The sequence below is a fragment of the Nocardia sp. NPDC005978 genome (genome assembly GCF_040614455.1).
Taxonomy (GTDB): Bacteria; Actinomycetota; Actinomycetes; order Mycobacteriales; family Mycobacteriaceae; genus Nocardia.
Genome location: NZ_JBEXUS010000146.1, coordinates 1 through 18,128 on the forward strand (window position 1 = coordinate 1; position 18,128 = coordinate 18,128).

The window sequence follows — 18,128 nt, forward strand, 5'->3', positions numbered from 1 at the left end:
CCCAACCCCCCCACCCCTCTTCCCCCCCCCCCCGCTCTTCCGATCTCGGGGGTCGCCCCCCCGCCGACCGCCCCCGCCCCCCCGGAACCGCGGCGCGGCCGCCGCCCCCCCGGCGGCCTCGCGCTTTTCGTATCGGCGTTCTAGACGCTGTCCCCCGCGCTGACCCGCGGCTTCGGCGCACGCATGCGGCGAATCTGCGAGGCGCGCACGAACGCGTACCAGCCCAGCGAGAAGCTGGACTCGCTCGCATCCGGGAACCGCTCGCGCACACGGTTGTTCACGATCTTGCCGAGCACCACGCCCTCGATGATCATGAACAGCATCATGATCAGCATGCCGAGCGTCACGATCGCCTGCAGCGCGGGCGAGAGGATCATGCTCAGGATCAACACCAGCGCGAGGGGCATGAACAGCCCGAGCAGATTGCGGCGGGCGTCGACGATGTCGCGCACGTAACCCTTCACCGGCCCCTTGTCGCGCGGCAGCAGGAACTGCTCCTCACCGGCGAGCATGCGCGACCGGCGATCCTGCACCTGCGCGCGCCGCTCGGCCGAGGACGCCTTGCGCTCGGCCTTGGTCTGGGATCCCTTGAGCTCCTTGCGCCGGGCCCGCGCCTCCTTCGAGGTCTTGGGCGCGGGCGCGACCGGACCGCGCTTGCGCGCCTCGGCCTCGCGCCGCTTGGGCGTGGGACGGCCCTTACCGGCGGTCGTCGGACGATCCGCGACCGTCGCCGTACCACCGGCCTCGGCCGCGCTGGTCTCGGAGGGGCTGGTCTCGCCACGGCGCAGGAACTTCACGCCGACCAGGCTATTCGATGGCGTGTCCGGGAGAAAACTCCGGTCGGTCCGTTCTGTGTGTCATCGCGCCGACCGGCTACTCTGTAGCGACCACAACCCGTGGCCTGCCGTTGCAATAGCCGCCGCGTACGATTGGGAATAGCCGCCCGCGAAGGTGCGTTGACAGCGGACGAGCCGTGCGCTTCTCACGGGTTGAAAACAGGTCCTTTAGGAGAGTTCATGACTGTGCAGAACGAGACCACCACCGCTCATGGTGCGACTCTGACGGACGCCGCTGCCGCCAAGGCGAAGGCGCTGCTCGACCAGGAGGGCCGTGACGACCTGGCGCTCCGCATCGCCGTGCAGCCCGGTGGCTGTGCCGGCCTGCGCTACCAGCTCTTCTTCGACGACCGCAGCCTCGATGGCGACCTGGTCGTCGAGTTCGGTGGCGTCAAGCTCGCGGTCGACCGCATGAGCGCCCCCTACATCCAGGGCGCCTCGATCGACTTCGTCGACACCATCGAGAAGCAGGGTTTCACCATCGACAACCCCAACGCCACCGGCTCCTGCGCCTGCGGCGACAGCTTCAACTGATCTGACGAACCAGCGCGGAACATCTCCCCGGAGATGTTCCGCGCTGTCGTGTGCTCTGCTCAGTGTATTTTCGAAGTGCGGCCGTGACGTACAGCACGTTCCGCACCCTCCCACCGCCGGCTCGCGTCCCGCACCAGGTGTGCGCAGCGCATGTCACCTGAAGGATTGACGCCCGTGACCATCGCCGTGTCCGCCTCGATCGCCACCGATCACCTCATGCGCTTCCCGGGGAAGTTCTCCGATGTGCTGCTGGCCGATCAGCTCCAGCACGTTTCGCTCAGCTTCCTCGTCGATGACCTGGTGATCCGCCGCGGCGGCGTCGCCGGCAACATCGCCTACGCCATGGGCCTGCTCGGCCGGACCCCGCTGCTGGTCGGCGCCGTCGGTCCCGACTTCGCCGAGTACCGGCAGTGGCTCGAGTCCAACGGCGTGGACTGCTCGGCCGTGCGCATCTCGACCGAGGCGCACACCGCCCGCTTCGTCTGCACCACCGACGAGTCCATGGCGCAGATCGCGTCCTTCTATCCGGGCGCGATGAGCGAGGCCCGCGAGATCGCCATCGGCGACCTGGCCGCGGACCGCGAGCTCGAGCTCGTCCTGGTCGGCGCGAACGATCCCGACGCCATGGTCCGGCACACCGAGCAGAGCCGCGCGGCCGGAATCCCGTTCGCCGCCGACCCCTCCCAGCAGCTGGCCCGCCTGGACGGCGAGCAGGCGCTCTCGCTCATCGACGGCGCGGCGTACCTGTTCACCAACGAGTACGAGTGGGGCCTGCTGCTGTCCAAGACCGGCCTGTCCGAGGCCGAAGTCGGTGAGCGCGTGGGCATTCGGGTCACCACCCTGGGCTCCAAGGGCGCCAAGATCGTCGATCGCGACGGCGCCGAGCTGCACGTGGACGTGGTCCCGGACAACGCCAAGGTCGATCCGACCGGCGTCGGCGACGGCTTCCGCGCGGGCTTCCTCACCGGCCACTCCGCGGGCCTGTCCCTGGAGCGCTCGGCCCAGCTCGGCTCGCTCATCGCGGTGCTGATCCTGGAAACCGTCGGCACCCAGGAGTGGACCCTGGACAAGGATGTCGCCCTGAAGCGCCTGCGTGAGGCGTACGGCCCCGATGCCGCTTCCGACATCGAAGCGATTCTTCGCTGACACCTGCCGGACTTTTTCATACCGCACGCTGATCATGTGATCGGCGTGCGGTTCTTCTTGCGCCGGACCCGCACCCGGTCACGGTAGTTTCCCTCCCCCCTCGGCACTCAGCGAAGGACCTGATGATGGTGGTACGGATCGGCGTCGTCGATCTGCTCTCGATGTCGCCCGACAGCATGACGCGACGGGTGTTCCTCGAAGCGGTCGCGGGAGCGGCCGCCCAGCTCGACCCCACCGGCATGCCGAACGAGAACCGTTTCGAAACAACGGTTTTCGGCATAGACCCGCGAGAATCCGCCGACCTCGTGGACTGGTCCGCGCTGGCCGAGATGGACGCGCTCATCGTCAGCGGCAGCGAACCGACCGCCGCCCCCATCGCCGCCGAACCGTGCACCGCCGTCGTCGCCCGCCTGCTCGCCGAGTGCGCGGAGGCGACCTCGCTGCTGTTCTCCTGCCAGTCCGCCCACGCCGCACTGCATCTGCTGCACGGGGTGGACAGACACCGCCTGTCCCGCAGACAGCACGGCGTCTTCGCGCACACCGTCTACCCCGACCTGGGCGCCGACGCCGACCAGGTCACCCCGATCGGCTTGGCGGGCAACGGCATCGAACGCCTCACCGCGGGCCTGACCGGCTCGATCCCCATCCCGCACTCGCGCTGGAACGTCATGACCTCCGCGGATCTGCGCGCGGCCGCGGTCCCCATCCTGCTCGATTCCGACGCCGCCCAGTGGCAGCTGGCCTGCTCCGCCGACGGCCTGCGCCACGTCTTCCTGCAGGGTCACCCCGAGTACTTCCACGACACGATGGCCCGCGAGTACCGCCGGGACCTGCGCCGCTGGCTGGCGAACCCGGCCCTGCCGTTCCCGGACGTCCCGCTCGGCTACTTCCCGGACGAGATCTACACCCGGCTGCTCGCCCACGCCGAACTCGTTCGCGCCCAGCGTGATCCGGTGCTGCTGGAGAACTTCCCGCTGCCGCTGGACGGCGCTGGCGTGGCCGCCGATTGGGCGTCCCACTCCCGCCTGTTCTTCGGTAATTGGCTGCGCTCGGTCGAAGAGGCTCGCGCCGAACAGGAACTCCTGTCGGCGTAATGACGACTCCGCCACTACGGCGGCAACTGCCCGGGCCGCAGGGCGGGCCCACCTGTCCTGGTCGCCGCCGCCACTCAAACGCGACGGTGGTCCGGGTGCGCTTCCCGCGTTCGGGGGCAATAGGCTGTGCCCCATGGGTTCGGACCGTTTGTACTTTCGTCAGCTGCTGGCCGGACGCGACTGGGCAGTCGGTGATCCCATCGCCACCCAGATGCGCAATTTCGCGTACCTGATCGGCGACCGCGACACCGGTGAGTGCGTGGTGGTCGACCCGGCCTACGCCGCCGCCGACCTGGTTGCCATCGCCGAGGACGACGGCATGCGCCTGAGCGGCGTGCTCGCCACCCACCACCACCCCGACCACGTCGGCGGCACCATGCTCGGCTTCACCCTCAACGGCGTGAAGGAACTCCTGGAGAACGTCGACGTCCCCGTGCACGTCAACGCCGAGGAACTGCCCTGGGTCGCCAACGTCACCGGGATCGCGCCCAGCGCCCTGACCGGTCACGCCCACGGCGACAAGGTCTCGGTCGGCGCGTTCGACATCGAACTCCTGCACACCCCCGGCCACACCCCCGGCAGCCAGTGCTTCCTGTTCGACAATCGCCTGATCGCCGGCGATACCCTCTTCGTGGACGGCTGCGGCCGCACCGACTTCCCCGGCGGCGACTCCGAGGCCATGTTCCACAGCCTCCGCAACCTCGCCGACCTGCCCGGCAACCCGGTCGTCTACCCCGGCCACTGGTACTCCGAGGAGCCGAGCGCGACCCTCTCGCACATCCGCGAGAAGAACTACGTCATGCGCCCGCAGACCCTGGAGCAGTGGCAGATGTTCATGCCGAGCTGATTCCCTTCCACGAAACGCGCTCGTGCCGAATGATTTCGGGGCGGGCGCGTTTCTTCATTTCCGGGGGAAGATCGAACTAGGCTGAACTACAACCATTTCCGGGCACTTTCCGGACAAGGGGGGCACAACACTATGTTTGGATTCGGCCGCACACCGGGGCAGCGGCTGCCCGTGGACGCCAAGGCCAGATCACTGGCGCATCGCCGCGAAATAGCCTGGCTGAGTGAGGCATCGGTCAGATCCGAGGCCCGGCAGCACGGCTACCGGCTGGGCAGCCAGGATCAGCCGGGGATCTCGATCGGCCGGCCGGTGCGCCGCGGCGGCAAGCTCTACGGTTCGCTGCTGCAGTCGCACGTCGACATCTGGGGTCCGCGCCGCGGCAAGACCACCTCCCGGGTGATTCCGGCGGTGGTCGAGGCCATCGGCCCGGTGCTGCTCACCTCCACCAAACGCGATGCCGTGGACGCGACCCGTGACGTGCGAGAAGCCAAGGGCAGCCCGGTTTTCGTCTTCGATCCGCAGGGCGTCGCCGAGCCCGAACCGGAGGCCGAAGCCGCCTTCTGCTGGGATCCGCTGGCCTGGATCGACCCCGAGCGCCCCGGCGCGGAGGCGCGCGCGGCGAAACTGGCCGCCCACTTCGCCTGCGGCGCGGACATCGCCGTCGCCGGTTCGGATCCGGACTATCTGACCGCCGCCGAAGACCTGCTCGCGGGACTCCTGCTCGCCGCCGCGGTGGCCTGCCGCACCATTGTCGAAGTGGTGGACTGGATCGCCAGCCCCCGCAGCGCCGAACCGATCGAACTGCTGCGCCGCAGCGGAAAGCACTGGGCCGCAACCTTCGTGGCCTCGCAGTACCAACTCGACTACCGCAGCCAGGAACGCCTGTTCGGCACCGCCCTGCGGATGGTCAGCTGCCTCCGCAACCCCGACATTCACCCCTGGATCGTGCCCGGTTCCCGCCCGCTCTTCGACGAACTGGCATTCCTGCGCGACAACGGCACCCTCTACGCCCTCACCCCGCACGAGCGCGGCAGCGCCGCACCCCTGGTGAGCGCGCTGGCCGACGCCATCATCGACGTGGCGATCCGCGAAGCCGACCGCTCCCCCCACGGCCACCTGGCCGTCCCCCTGCTGGCCATCTTCGACGACGCCGCCTGCACCGCCCGCCGCCGCGACCTCCCCGCCCTCTACCCCCGCCTCGGCCCGCGCGGCATCACCGCCATGACCATGCTCCAGTCCTGGTCCCAAGGCGCCCACTGCTGGGGCCCCGACGGCATGGCCGACCTCTGGTCCGCGGCCGACATCCGAGTGGTCGGCAGCGGCCTCGACGACATCGACTTCCTGCACCCCCGCCTTCGAACCGCCCGCCCCGGCCGCAACCAATTCACTCCCACCGACCTGCTCCTACTCCCCCGCGACCGCTTCCTGGTCATCCCCGCCGACGCCCGCCCCGCTCTGACCCGGGCACTCCCCTGGTGGCAGGGCGCCTACGCCGAAGAAATCCGAAACTCCCTGACCAACAGGGAGATCGGGGCCCAGCCGCCTCCGGTCCCGGAACTCCCGGCGGAAACCCCGGACGACACGGAGGACACCAGCTACGGCCGCATAGCGGAGATCCACCCGCTGTAGGCGTCGAACCCGGAGCGCGCACGAGTCATCGTGCACGGTGGACGCGGCGTGCCGTGACTCCCCGCAACGAACGTACCCGCCCCGAATATGTTCGGGGCGGGCACTTTTCGAGTACTCGAAGCCGTCAGGCGTAAGTGCGCATCCAGCCGTGGTTGTCGGCGAAGGTGCCGCGCTGGATCCCGGCAAGGGTGTCGCGCTGCGCCCATCACACACCCAGACGGTCGCCGGCCGCACAGTCACCGCGGCGGCCTGCAACGGTCCGGTGTCGAAACCTGTCCGCCGACGCAGAAAAACGTGCCCGCCCCGAACACTGTCCGGGGCGGGCACGTTTCAGCGTTTCAGCATCAAGCCATGGTGCGCATCCAAGAGTGGTTGTCGGCGAAGGTGCCGCGCTGGATCCCGGTGAGGGTGTCGCGCAGGGCCATGGTCACCTCGCCCGGCTCGCCGCCGCCGATGGTGAACTCGCCGTCGGCATCCTTGACCCAGCCGACCGGGGTGATGACCGCGGCGGTCCCGCAGGCGAAGACCTCGGAGATCTCGCCGGACTCCGCGCCCTTGCGCCATTCGTCGATGGAGATGGTGCGCTCCTCGACCGGGTAGCCCGAGTCGGCGGCCAGGGTCAGCAGCGAGTCGCGGGTGATGCCCGGCAGCAGCGAACCGGACAGCGACGGGGTCACCAGGCGGGCGTCCGAGCCGGTCCCGTAGACGAAGAAGAGGTTGTTGGTCCCCATCTCCTCGACGTTCTTGCGCTCGACCGCGTCCAGCCACACGACCTGGTCGCAGCCCTGTTCGGTGGCCTGCTTCTGGGCGAGCAGGGAGGACGCGTAGTTACCGGCGACCTTGGCCTCACCGGTGCCGCCGGGTGCCGCGCGCACGAATTCGGTCGACAGCCACACCCGCACCGGCTTCACGCCGCGCGGGAAGTACGCGCCCGCGGGCGAGCCGAGCAGCAGGTACTTGTAGGCGGAAGCGGGCTTGACGCCCAGCCCGGCCTCGGTCGCGAACATGAACGGCCGCAGGTACAGCGATTCCTCACCACCGGCGGGCGGCACCCAGTCGGCGTCGACCTCGAGCAGCTGCCGCACGGACTCGATGAACAGCTCCCGGGGCAGCTCGGCCATGGCCATGCGGGCCGCCGAGCGCTGGAAGCGCGCCGCGTTGGCGTCGACGCGGAAGGTCGCGATGCTGCCGTCGGCCTGCCGGTACGCCTTGAGCCCCTCGAAGATGGCCTGACCGTAGTGGAACACCATGGTCGCCGGGTCCATCGACAGCGGCCCGTAGGGCTCGACCTTGCCGTTGGTCCATTCGCCGTCGCGGTAGTCGAGGGAGACCATGTGGTCGGTGAAGAACCGCCCGAATCCGGGGGCCGCGAGAATCTCCTGCCGTCGCTCCGCCGGGGTCGGGGCGGGATGCGAGATGCGGGTGAATGGCGCGGCAACTGTCATGACGTGGAGTCTAAATCGCCCGCGTCCGGAACGGGGACCCGGTCCACCCGCGCCGTGTCCTGTTTGCCGGATCCGGTGGACGCGGCCGGTGATCCCGACCGGGCGGAATGCCGAATCACACGGGCCACCTCAGCTCGGCAGCCACTTACGCTCGTAACCGAGGCGACGCGCCGCCCGCGCGAGCCCGCCCAGCACCACCCGCTGCACGCCCGCCGGAATCCCGGCCAGATACCCGTCCTGGTACTCCCACAGCAGGGCCAGGGCCAGCGGGTTGCGCGGGACGCCCGCTTTCGTGGTGCGCCCGGCCGCGTCGAGGGCCTGCCACAGCCGGAACATCTCCCAGTGCCGCAGCGGCGGCCGGATCTCGTGATCCAGCACCACGTCGTCGGTCTCGCTCCAGAATTCGTGCACGACGTTGGCCCCGGCAGCGAGCGAATCACCCGCGCCCACAACCTTTTCCACACCGTCGATCTTGAACCGCAGCCGCCCCGACCGCACGGTCCACCGCTCACCCAGCACCGGATGCCAATGCGGCCCAGCCTGCCGCCCGGGCGTGGGCAACCGGTGCCGAAGCCGCAGGAACGCCCCGCCCTCGTCCACACCCTCCTCGACGAAGGTCACTTCGTGCCCACTGCGAAACGTGAGGGTCGCTTTGTCCATTTCCAATATATAAAGGTAACCTTCCTATCGTGTCAACACCCGACCCCACCCTGCTGAAGCTCCTCGTTCAAGTCACCCACGTCTTCGAACAGACCCTGGACGACGACCTCCGCGCCGAGCTCCACGACACCCTGCGCCCCGCCCACTACGCGGTGTTCCGCCACCTGCCCCCCGAGGGTTCCCGCGTCACCGCCCTCGCCGAGTCGGCGGGCATGACCCAGCAGTCGATGGGTGAGCTGATCACGCACCTGGAACGCCACGGCTACGTCGAACGCACCGTCGACCCCGCCGACCGCCGCGCCCGCGTGGTCGTCGCCACCGAGTCCGGCCGCGCCGCGGTGACTCTCGCGGGCGAACGGATCGCCGCGATCGAGCGGCGCCTGAGCGCCGATCTCGGCGAGGAGGGCCTGAAAGACCTTCGGTCGCTGCTCGCCCGCTCTCTGGGCTCGCTCCGAGGACTCCGGAACCCCTGAGCGCCTACGGCTTCCGATGCTGTCGCCCGACTCCGGCCCTGGGCGGCTTACCCCCAGACGACCATTCCGGTCGCCGTAGTCGGGACCGGTGTTGATTCACGGGACCGGTGTTCCGCCGGTGGACCGAAACTACCCGGGCGCCGGCGGTGTGGCCCGGAGGTATCCGCCGGAGGTCCGTACGGGCGTGGCCGCCAATTTCCGTGCACCATCACGCCCCAGAAGGCAGGAACCCGCCCCCTGAGCCCCGACAGTGCACGTTTTTCGGCACTCACCTCACGCGGTATGCGGCTCCACGAACGGCGGCTTGACGACCTCACACTTGATCCGCCGCCCCCGCACGTCCACCTCGACCTGAGCGCCCGGCTCGATCCCCGACGCGGTATCGATGAGCGCCAACGCGATTCCCACCTTCAGCGTGGGAGAGAAAGTCCCCGAGGTGGTTTCACCGACCTGCGCATCTCCCTGGAACACGCCCTGCCCCTGCCGCAGCACGCCCCGGTCGATCGCCTTCAGCCCGAGCAGCAGTCGCCGCGGCCCGTCGGCCTTCTCCCGAACCAGCGCCTCTTTCCCCCAGAAGTCGTCCTTCTTCCACCCGACGGCCCACCCGGTCCGCGCCTGCAACGGCGAAATCTCCAGCGACAGTTCGTGTCCGTGCAGCGGGTACCCCATCTCGGTGCGCAACGTGTCCCGCGCACCCAACCCGGCGGCCTGCCCGCCCGCGGCCTCGACCTCGGCCACGAGCGCCCGGAACACCGCTTCCGCGTCGTCCCACTTCGGCAGCAGCTCGTACCCGTGCTCGCCGGTGTACCCGGTCCGGCACACCCGCACCGGCCGCCCGTCCCATTCGGCGTCCTCGTACGCCATGTACTCCATGTCGGTGGGCAGCCCGAGCTTGGTCAGCACCTCCGCCGACTTCGGCCCCTGCACCGCGAACACCGCGTACGACCGATGCTCGTCGGTGATGGTGATCCCCTCGGGCGCGACCTTCCGCATCTCGGCCACCACGGCCGCGGTATTGGCGGCGTTCGGCACGAGGAAGATCTCGTCGTCACTCACGTAGTACGCGATGAGGTCGTCGATAACCCCGCCCTCGGCGGTGCAGCACAGCGTGTACTGCGCCTTCCCCGGCCGAATCCGCCCGAGGTCGTTGGTCAGCGCGGAGTTCACGAACGCCGCGGCCCCCGCCCCCTTGACCGTGGCCTTCCCCAGATGGCTGACGTCGAACACCCCCACGGCGGTCCGCACGGCGGTGTGCTCCCCCACCGTCCCCGCGTACGACACCGGCATCTCCCACCCCCCGAAAGGCGCGAAGGTGGCGCCCAACTCGACGTGGACGGCGTGGATCGGCCCCTGCAACAGCTTCTCGTCGGTCACCCGAGGAAGCTTATCGCCCACCGCGAGCCCCGCCGATGCGGGCAATTCGCCACGCACCCGACGACCCCAGCCACACCCGGAACCGAACCCGCCCCAACAGCGTCGATACCTATGACGGCAGCCTATCGCCGCAGCTCCCCGAGGTAGTGCCTGCCAGAAGTTAGCGGGCACCCACGGCGCAGCGGCATCCACGAGCACGCCCCGAGGAGGAACCGCCCGATGTATGTGGACATCGATCCTCTGCCGTTTGAGCGGCATGTGCGCCGAGGTAGGCACGCAACCGCCCCTCGTCGAGAACCTCGATGTGCTGTCCGCGCGAACGGAGTTCGGCGACCCGAGCCGCCTTCGTGGTGCTGAACACTGACGGGTCGTCGCCGGTGAACCTGTCGCCGATGACCAACGCCGTCGTGCGGCGGGTGACGTTCTTGGCGGGGGTCGCGCCGTGGATTGCTATTGCGTCCCATGCCTGCTGGCGGGTCATCGACGCCAGCTCGCCGGTGAAGACCACCACGCGGCCGTGTAGCGGGTGGGTCGGGTCGGCGCCGGTTACCTCGGGCATCACCAGTTGGGGGCGATCGTAGAAGGAGCGGCGGTGGGACCGTTCCGAGCGCTCGGCCTCGGGCCGATCCAGGTCGACGGGGCGGGCCGCACGCCTGCTGCGATAGGGCCGGTCGACGCCGGTGGTTTCGAGTTCGAACAGCGAGCCGACGCCCGTCCGAGCCGCCAGCGCCAGCACGATGTCGGCCGCCGCCATCGCGTCGGCCCCGGCCTCGTGATGGGCGAACACCGGAATATCCAGCGCCGCAGCCACATTCGGCAGCCGGTAACTCTCCAGATCCAGGTGCCGTCGCGACATCGCCAGACTGCAGCTGAATTCCCATGCGGGCATGGCGATCCCGCTGCGCGTACACGCTTCGCTCAACGCCCCGCTGTCGAAACTCGCGTTGTGCGCGACCAGCGGCAGGTCACCCACCAGCGCGGCAACCTCGGGCCACCGCTGCGCGAACCCCGGCTCGTCCGCGACCATCGCGGCCGAGATCCCGTGCACCCGAATGTTGTGCTGATTGAAGAAATCCACGGCCCGCGGCGGCCGGCACAACCACGACCGGGTATCGACCCGCCGCCCGTCCCGCACCACCGAAACACCCACGGCGCAAATGCTTCCCCGCGCCGAGTTGGCCGTCTCCACGTCGATGGCCGCGAACGACAGTCCCATCGTCACCGCACCCGCACCGGCAGCGCCCGCGGCGTGCGCCCACCATGCTCGACCAGAAACGGCCGCGCCACCCGCAACGACTCGAACTCCGCCCACGCGTCCGCGAGCCCCGCCAGCCCCCACGCCATGGCCAGTACCGGCCGCACCTCCGGGTCGACGTCATGCCTGGGCTGCCGCGCCGCGGCGGGATGCACCATCTCCGGCCACACCGGCCGAATCAACTTCCCCGCCAACGTTTCCTGATGCCGCGTGAACACCCCGTCCACAGCCTCCACCTCCGCCTCGACCGCCGCCACCGTACCCGCCAGATCGACCACGTCCCCGCCGCCCCCGCCACCCTCGTCACACCACAGCCGCCGATACCCACCCGTGAGCCGCTCCACGGTCTCCCCATCCCCGGCGTCAACGACCCAAGCGCCCGATAGCCGCGAAAGCCCCATCCCTCGACCGACATTCACATGCCAGACAACCAACCGGTCGTTCGTTTGGGAAAGCACAACCACGAGGGACAACACACTCTGGTCAGCGATGCTCATGACGCTCCGAATTCGCCGCGGATGGCCTGCACGGGCCACCGTAGACGATGGGTCCGACATGCCAAACGATTTCGGGTCCGACCGCAGGTCGACATAGGTGACGCCGGGCAGGCACCAAAGGTACGGCCGGGCGACCACAGCGCGCTGAGAGGTCGCTACGCACACCGACCGAACACGTTCGAGCACAACCGTTTTGTCCGGATCACCTCGGCCCGTGGGCCGAAATCCCGCCCTGCCGGCAACCGCTCATCGGGATCGGCAAGAGCCGCGTCACGCCGAACTCCGGTCAGGCGGTCTTGATATGGCTGATCTGCCCCGCGAGTTCGATGACCCGCCTGTCCTCTTCCCCATACCGCACCGCCATCTGACTGTGCAGCCGCTTGAGCCGGGTCAACGCCGCGCGCACATCGCCCAGATACACATGGCAGGTGGCCAATTGCCGCTGGCAGTACATGACATGGTCGTCGTACGGCCCACGCTCGGCGGTCAGATCGTCGATCAGCGTGCGGTAGAGATCCGCCGCACCGGAGTAGTCCGCGCTCTCGAATCGAATGTCCGCCAGCCGCAGTCGAGCCTCGACCACATCGGCGTCCCGCGAACCCAGCAGCGGCACAGCCTTTTCCACGACGGTCTTGAGCTCATGAATCGCCGGGTCGTAGCGAGAGTCGTCGGCATAGTCCCGAGCACGCCGCATAGCGCGCTTGAGATCCCCGCGACTGAAGTCGGTCCCGCCCGGCACAGCCTCGGCGACAACGGGTTTCGGCAGCACGCGGGTCGGAGCCACCACGGTCTGCGCGGTCCGCGTCGAGGTCGCCGCCCCCACCGCGAGCGCGTACATCTGCGCCGGACTGTGCGTGTCGTGCACCTCGGGTAGATGACTCAACCCCGAGGCATGGCGCAACAACCCCGCGTGCACACTCGCCGCGTCATCCGGTCGCTGCTCCGGAGCCTTGGCGAGCATGCTCATGATCAGTCGAGCCAGATCCGCCGGCATCCCCGGCAGATCCTGCCGAATATCCGGCGGCATGTACTGAACCTGGTTCTGCCACACCAGATATTCGTTGCTGCCCGTCATCACCCGCGATCCGGTGAGAAGTTCGTGCAGCACCAACCCCATGGAGTACAGATCCGTCTGCGGCACAACGGCCTTGCCCTCGACCTGCTCCGGCGCCATGAACGCGGGCGTCCCGAGCGTATGCCCGGTCCGCGTGTACCGCGTCCGGTTCGAATCCGGCGCCACCGCCAGCCCGAAGTCCAGCACCTTCACCGTTCCGTCGTCGCACAGCATGAGATTCGACGGTTTGAGATCCCGGTGATAGATCCGATTCCGATGCGTCGCGGCCAGCACGGCCGCGGCCTGCGCCCCCAGCGCGGCGACCACCCCGATCGGCAGGGCCCCGTGCCGGTCGAGCAATTCCTCGAAGGTCACGCCTTCGACGTATTCCATGACCAGATAGGGCCGTTCGGGCGGCCCCGGCGAGGTCCCCACGTCATGAATCGCCGGCAGTCCCGGATGCCGCAGCGCCGCCATCAATTCCGCCTCGCGGAAGAAGCGCCGGGCCCAATCCGGGTCCTGGTCGAGGTGGGGGTGGGTGAACTTCACGGCGATCCGGCGCTTCAGATTGTGGTCGAAGCCGTCGAATACCTGCCCCATGCCGCCCGCGCCGATCTGTTTGATCAGCTCGTACCGGCCGCCGATGAGCTGCGGTTGCACCGCCCCTACCTCCGTGAGTTCATGAGAGAAGCCAAACTACTCGGCGTCCTCGGGCGGACGTAGCCGCCCCTGCGCCAACCCTTGGAATCCGGTCCGCACCAGGGCTTCCGCGACAGCGCGCCGCCGCTGCCATTCGGCCTCGAACTCGTTCAGCCGCTCGAAAGCGGCCCCGTATCGCCGCTGTTCGGCGGGCGGAATACGCGGCACGGACACCTGATACAGGTCGACCGGCCCGTCCTCCGCTTCGACGGCCGCACGCAGCACCCCGGCGAGGAAACTCGGATCGACCACGGCGGAGTTGGTCCGCACGAGATGAATGCCGGTGCCCAGCAACGCCCCGTCCTCGGCACACACCCGAACCGCGGCCGCACTGCCGATGGCGACCGCGATATCCCCGCCGCGAATCGTCACCGCCCCGGGCATTTCCGCACTCCCCCGCCGCGAGGGCGCCCGGCCGAGCCGAACATCCTTCACCGACAGGACGGGCGAATCACCCTCGTCGGCACCGGCGGCCGGCGACGCCTGATAGATCGTGACTGTCCCCGCTTCCACCAGCTCTTCCAGCGAAATCGTCCCGTGGGAGCCGGATTCGGCCTCGAGCGCCGGGGCCTCCGGGAACACCCCCGCCAGCTCGTCGCGCAGCGCCGGATATCCGTCCTGCGGATCGCCCAGCCCCCGCGGACTCAAATCGATGTCCGCGTCGAGCAGTTCGACCACACGCGCGGTGTGCGGAATGGCATCGGGATGCATGGGGTCCTCTTCGAATGCTCGCCACGCCCGCAGTGCGTAGGCGGGTTCACCGGCCGCGTTCACGAGCAGCACGTGCGCGGATGGCTTTTCGGATTGCCTGAGCAGCCACAGATCTGGGGAATCCGGAATCCCGGAAAGGATCGCCCGCAACAGTCCGCCGCGCAGCAGCACACCCCGAAGCGTTCGAGCGTCCGCCGCGAATGCCAGCCGGCCCGGCATGGCGACCGCGACCAGGCTTCCCGGCCCGGCGTGCCCGAGGCAGTGCCGCGCCCAGCTCCGCGCCCCCTCGACGGTCGACCAGCGCCGCTCACCCGCCCGCCCGAAGTGGCCGGGATCGTAGACGAGAGCGTCGAATTCACGCTCGGCGAGCGCGCGATAGTCCGGATAGGCGGCGATATCCCCCGTCACAACCGACCGTCTCCCCCTGGTGCTCATCGCGTGCGTTTCCCCCGTGGCCCGCGCTAACGGTAGCAGCGTCATCTCCGCCCGCAGGACCGAACAATCGGTCATCGACCACCCCGGGGTTTGTCCTCGGGGATCAGCGCACCGGCGGTCAAGCCGGTGGTCACCAATTCCGCGACGTGCTCGGCGGCGTACCCGGCCCGGCGCGCGGCGGTGCGCAGCAGGAACAGCTGCAGGAACAGCGCACCGTAGCGCTGTTGCTCGGCCAGCGACAGCACCGGCACCTTCAACCGGGTGGGATCGAATCGGATCGTGGATGTCCTTGTCGCGGAGACATTCTCGGCACCGGTCAGGAATCCGGCGAGGAACCAGGGATCGAAGCGGGCCGGATCGACCCGCAGGGTGTGCACGTGCGGCCCGCGCACCACGCCCGCGTCCGCGGCATCGGCCACCCGCGCGCTCCGGCCGCCCGAACGATCACTGCGTACGGCGGGAATCAGCACGTCCCCGGCCCGGACCAGGTTGGGCACCGCCGGCGCCGCCGTGGCCATGGTCCCCGACGCGGCACTACCGGTCGCGACATCCGGCGCGGTGAGCACCGGCCGGTCGGCGCCCGCTTCCGGCCGCTCCGAACTCGGCGGATCACTCTTGATCCACTCGACCTGAGCATTCTTCGCCAAATCGTTGATGGTGACGAAACGCCAGTTCTTGCCCTCGGTTTCGGACCAGCCCGCCAGTAGTTCGGTGACGGAGGTCAGTTCCACCGTGGTGTCGACGAGCCGGCGGATAGCGCCGTCCACCTCGTCGGCGACGGTGCCCGAGTCAAGGGACGACCGCACGTACCTGGCCGGCGTGAGATCGACCTCCTCGTCCAGGACATCCACCAGCCGCACGACCGCCGCGCGTCCCGACACCGCCGCGTCATCCGTTGCGGGACTGTCGAATACGCGCCAGGCCCGCACGGCGGCATCGCTGACGGCGTCCCAGTCGATGCGGTCCTCGCCGTCGATCTTCACCGACAACCCCGTGGTGTCGACGAACAGCATGGAGTCCGCCGCCTGCTGCGGTCGCAACACCCAGAGCTGCAACCCCACGTGCCACGGTTGCGCCGCACCCGGCGCCAAGCCGATCACCGCGCGTAATGTCCCGGACCGCACCAGATTCGCGCGGATCTTGCGCCCCGAGGGCCGGGTGGCGACGGCGGGCGGCAACAGCAACACCGCGGTGCCACCGGCCTTCAGATGCGCGACGGCGTGCTGCACCCAGGCCAGCTCCGATTCGTTGCGCGGCGGCGGCCCGTAGTCCCACCGCGCGTCGAAGGCCAGGGTGTCCGATCCCCAATCCCGTTGCCCGTAGGGCGGATTGCACAGCACGGCGTCGACGCGCAGATCCGGAAAGGCGTCGGCGGTGAGACTGTCGCCGTCTCGCACAGCCGGTTCCAGCTCGGCGTCCGCCTCCAGCAGCAGCCGGGTCCGATGCGCCTGCACCGCGAGCGCGTCCTGCCCGTACAGCTCAGCCGCCCCCGCGTGCGCAGCGGCCAGCAACAGCGACCCACTGCCGCAGGCGGGGTCCAGCACGCTGTGTACATCGGCCCCACCGGGCGAGCTGAGTAGCGCGACCATCAACTCGGCCACCACTTCGGGGGTGATGTACACACCCGTCGCCTGGGTCCCGTCCAAGGCCCGTTCGGCGAGGGCGTCCAGCGCGGCCCGGGTCTCCCCGGCCGCCACCGCCCGCGTGAAAGCACCGGCGGCGGCCCCCACCTCGGCCCGCGCTCCGGCCGCATCCCAGCCCCCCTCGACCCGGCGCAGCGATGCCAGCACCTGCCTCGCCGGCTCCGGCGTGGCCTGCGCCCGCACGAGCGTGCGCAACTCGGTGGCGGGCGAGTCGTTCGCCTCCACACCGTGCGCGACCAGCCAATCTCGTACCTCGTGCAGGTCGAAGGTGGGCCGGGTCTCCGTGCTCCCGGGTGTCGGTTTCGGGAAGTCGGCGTGCCGGCGGCGCCAGTTGCTGACGGTGGCGCGAGTGACGCCGGTGAGCCGCGAGATCTCCGCGGCATTGACCTTCGACACGGGCTTCGACATGCCTCTCCTCTCGTGTACGTTCCCCCACCCTGCGTGATGCCTAAGCAAAAATCAATCTCCAGATTCGTGTTGCGAATGTTTTCACTATGCTCTACGTTTTACATCAACGCCGCAGAGGCCGGTCGCCCACAGCTCGGAGAGCGACTCGTACAGGTCTCGCCGCGTACACCGGCGCCTCGCCGGGACCTGAAGTCCGTTGTCACACACCGCGGTCGGCCTATTGCCACCCGCGGCGCTCCCTTACGCCCAAACCAAGGAAAACCATGCGCACCCTCCCCACCCTCATCGCCATCGGCGCGACGGCCGCCGCCCTCACCGCCGCCGCACCCACCGCGTTCGCGGCCCCCGACACCGGATCCGGCAGCGGCAGCGGCTCTTCCGGCTCCGGCTGCGCCGCCCGCACCTCGGCCGACCGCCAGTTCCTGCGCGACGCCAGCCAGACCAAGAAGAGCTGCACCGTCCAGGACAGCGCCATCCGCCTGGCCCAGTCGCAGTGCCGCTGGCTCGACACGAACGGCAACTCGGCCCGCAACCACATCACCCTGGCCGAGAGCTCGCGCGGCGCGGTGCAGTACCCCTACACCTTCCTCAACGCCGCCATCGACGCCTACTGCCCGCAGTACCAGATCTGATCCCACCCTTTCGAAGGAATCGAAATCCCATGCACCGCAAGCTGATCACTACGCTGACCGCCGCCACCCTGGCTACCCTCACCGCCGTCGGCGTCGCCGGCGCCGCGCCCGCCTCCACCCTCCACGAGGGAATGCAGATCGTCGGCCAGGATGTGCAGCCCGGCACGTACTCCACCGCGGGCCCCACCGAGGACGACTATGGCGTCTGCTTCATCACCTGGCTCCCCTACAAGGGCGCCAAGACCTCCGAACTGATCGACATCGAGTCCTACACGGGCGCTTCGTATGTCCGCCTGAACGACGGCGACGTCATCGAGGTCAACGGCTGCACCTGGACCCACGAGTAACCGACCCACCTCCAGTCAAGAGGAATCATGCCCAACCGCACCGCCACCTTCACCCTCGCTGCCTGCGCCGCCCTCGGGGCCCTGGCCACCGCCAACGCCGGGCCCGCGGCCGCGGAAACCCACATCCGCACCTACTCCGGCTACGGCGCCGAACGCGCCTGCGATATCGACAAGCTGCACACCCAGGTCCGACCCGGCCAGGAAGTCGTTCTCTGCGACGAGGTCGGCGGCGGCGTCTACAAGCTGACGATCGTCCCGACCGCCGAAATCCCCCTCCACATCGCCCGTCTCGCGGTGACGGGCAGCTTCAGCGGCCTGCGCCGGCATCCGCATCACCGTGAGCGTGAGCGTGGCCGAGGACCGCGACGCCGTCACCGTCTTCCAGGCCCGCCCGCCCGTGCTCTTCTGC

General features: G+C 69.2%; 18 protein-coding genes. 9 read left to right on the forward strand and 9 right to left on the reverse strand.

From position 1 onward, the window contains the following. Window positions 1-140 precede the first annotated feature (140 nt). On the reverse strand, window positions 141-797 hold the full coding sequence (locus ABZ319_RS36675) for a DUF3043 domain-containing protein (protein ID WP_354991174.1): 657 nt from the start codon (window positions 795-797) through the stop codon (window positions 141-143). 219 nt (window positions 798-1,016) lie between these two features. On the opposite strand from ABZ319_RS36675, the gene ABZ319_RS36680 reads away from it, so the two are divergent. From ABZ319_RS36680 to ABZ319_RS36700, 5 genes are all read left to right on the forward strand, one after another. Further along, complete coding sequence (locus ABZ319_RS36680) at window positions 1,017-1,370, forward strand: iron-sulfur cluster assembly accessory protein (protein WP_354991175.1); 354 nt, start codon at window positions 1,017-1,019, stop codon at window positions 1,368-1,370. A 174-nt stretch (window positions 1,371-1,544) separates the two neighbouring features. After that, window positions 1,545-2,516, forward strand: a complete 972-nt coding sequence (locus tag ABZ319_RS36685) for a carbohydrate kinase family protein (protein WP_354991176.1) — start codon at window positions 1,545-1,547, stop codon at window positions 2,514-2,516. 125 nt (window positions 2,517-2,641) lie between these two features. Beyond that, window positions 2,642-3,610, forward strand: coding sequence for a homoserine O-succinyltransferase (locus tag ABZ319_RS36690; RefSeq protein WP_354991177.1), 969 nt, complete (start codon window positions 2,642-2,644; stop codon window positions 3,608-3,610). Between the two features lie 133 nt (window positions 3,611-3,743). Then, on the forward strand, window positions 3,744-4,457 hold the full coding sequence (locus tag ABZ319_RS36695) for an MBL fold metallo-hydrolase (protein WP_354991178.1): 714 nt from the start codon (window positions 3,744-3,746) through the stop codon (window positions 4,455-4,457). Window positions 4,458-4,589: 132 nt separating this feature from the next. After that, entirely contained in the window at window positions 4,590-6,086 is a 1,497-nt protein-coding gene (locus tag ABZ319_RS36700) for a TraM recognition domain-containing protein (RefSeq protein ID WP_354991179.1), read from the forward strand. A gap of 344 nt (window positions 6,087-6,430) precedes the next feature. Here the strand turns inward: ABZ319_RS36700 and ABZ319_RS36705 are convergent, their stop codons facing one another. Both ABZ319_RS36705 and ABZ319_RS36710 read right to left on the reverse strand, forming a co-directional pair. After that, entirely contained in the window at window positions 6,431-7,531 is a 1,101-nt protein-coding gene (locus tag ABZ319_RS36705) for a branched-chain amino acid aminotransferase (RefSeq protein ID WP_354991180.1), read from the reverse strand. A gap of 129 nt (window positions 7,532-7,660) precedes the next feature. Continuing rightward, a complete protein-coding gene (locus ABZ319_RS36710) occupies window positions 7,661-8,191 on the reverse strand; it encodes a cupin domain-containing protein (protein ID WP_354991181.1) in 531 nt (176 codons plus the stop codon). A 29-nt stretch (window positions 8,192-8,220) separates the two neighbouring features. Here ABZ319_RS36710 and ABZ319_RS36715 point away from each other — a divergent pair, with 29 nt between their 5' ends. After that, a complete protein-coding gene (locus ABZ319_RS36715; protein WP_354991182.1) occupies window positions 8,221-8,664 on the forward strand; it encodes a MarR family transcriptional regulator in 444 nt (147 codons plus the stop codon). 273 nt (window positions 8,665-8,937) lie between these two features. Here ABZ319_RS36715 and gcvT read toward each other — a convergent pair whose 3' ends face one another. The 6 genes from gcvT to ABZ319_RS36745 all read right to left on the reverse strand — a co-directional run bounded on the left by gcvT (window position 8,938) and on the right by ABZ319_RS36745 (window position 16,740). Beyond that, window positions 8,938-10,038 (reverse strand): glycine cleavage system aminomethyltransferase GcvT, encoded by a 1,101-nt coding sequence (gcvT, locus tag ABZ319_RS36720; protein WP_354991183.1) that lies wholly within the window; start codon window positions 10,036-10,038, stop codon window positions 8,938-8,940. A gap of 160 nt (window positions 10,039-10,198) precedes the next feature. After that, on the reverse strand, window positions 10,199-11,254 hold the full coding sequence (locus ABZ319_RS36725; RefSeq protein WP_354991184.1) for an exonuclease domain-containing protein: 1,056 nt from the start codon (window positions 11,252-11,254) through the stop codon (window positions 10,199-10,201). A gap of 2 nt (window positions 11,255-11,256) precedes the next feature. Beyond that, complete coding sequence (locus ABZ319_RS36730; RefSeq protein ID WP_354991185.1) at window positions 11,257-11,790, reverse strand: hypothetical protein; 534 nt, start codon at window positions 11,788-11,790, stop codon at window positions 11,257-11,259. Between the two features lie 286 nt (window positions 11,791-12,076). Continuing rightward, entirely contained in the window at window positions 12,077-13,504 is a 1,428-nt protein-coding gene (locus tag ABZ319_RS36735; RefSeq protein ID WP_354991186.1) for a protein kinase, read from the reverse strand. Window positions 13,505-13,540: 36 nt separating this feature from the next. Further along, a complete protein-coding gene (locus ABZ319_RS36740; protein WP_354991187.1) occupies window positions 13,541-14,662 on the reverse strand; it encodes a hypothetical protein in 1,122 nt (373 codons plus the stop codon). Between the two features lie 98 nt (window positions 14,663-14,760). Beyond that, complete coding sequence (locus ABZ319_RS36745; RefSeq protein WP_354991188.1) at window positions 14,761-16,740, reverse strand: N-6 DNA methylase; 1,980 nt, start codon at window positions 16,738-16,740, stop codon at window positions 14,761-14,763. A 263-nt stretch (window positions 16,741-17,003) separates the two neighbouring features. Between ABZ319_RS36745 and ABZ319_RS36750 the strand changes: the two genes are divergently transcribed. The 3 genes from ABZ319_RS36750 to ABZ319_RS36760 form a co-directional block, all read left to right on the forward strand. Then, entirely contained in the window at window positions 17,004-17,372 is a 369-nt protein-coding gene (locus ABZ319_RS36750) for a DUF732 domain-containing protein (RefSeq protein WP_354991189.1), read from the forward strand. A gap of 29 nt (window positions 17,373-17,401) precedes the next feature. After that, complete coding sequence (locus tag ABZ319_RS36755) at window positions 17,402-17,719, forward strand: hypothetical protein (RefSeq protein WP_354991190.1); 318 nt, start codon at window positions 17,402-17,404, stop codon at window positions 17,717-17,719. A gap of 27 nt (window positions 17,720-17,746) precedes the next feature. Further along, on the forward strand, window positions 17,747-18,128 hold a 382-nt coding region (locus ABZ319_RS36760; RefSeq protein WP_354991191.1), incomplete at its 3' end, for a hypothetical protein.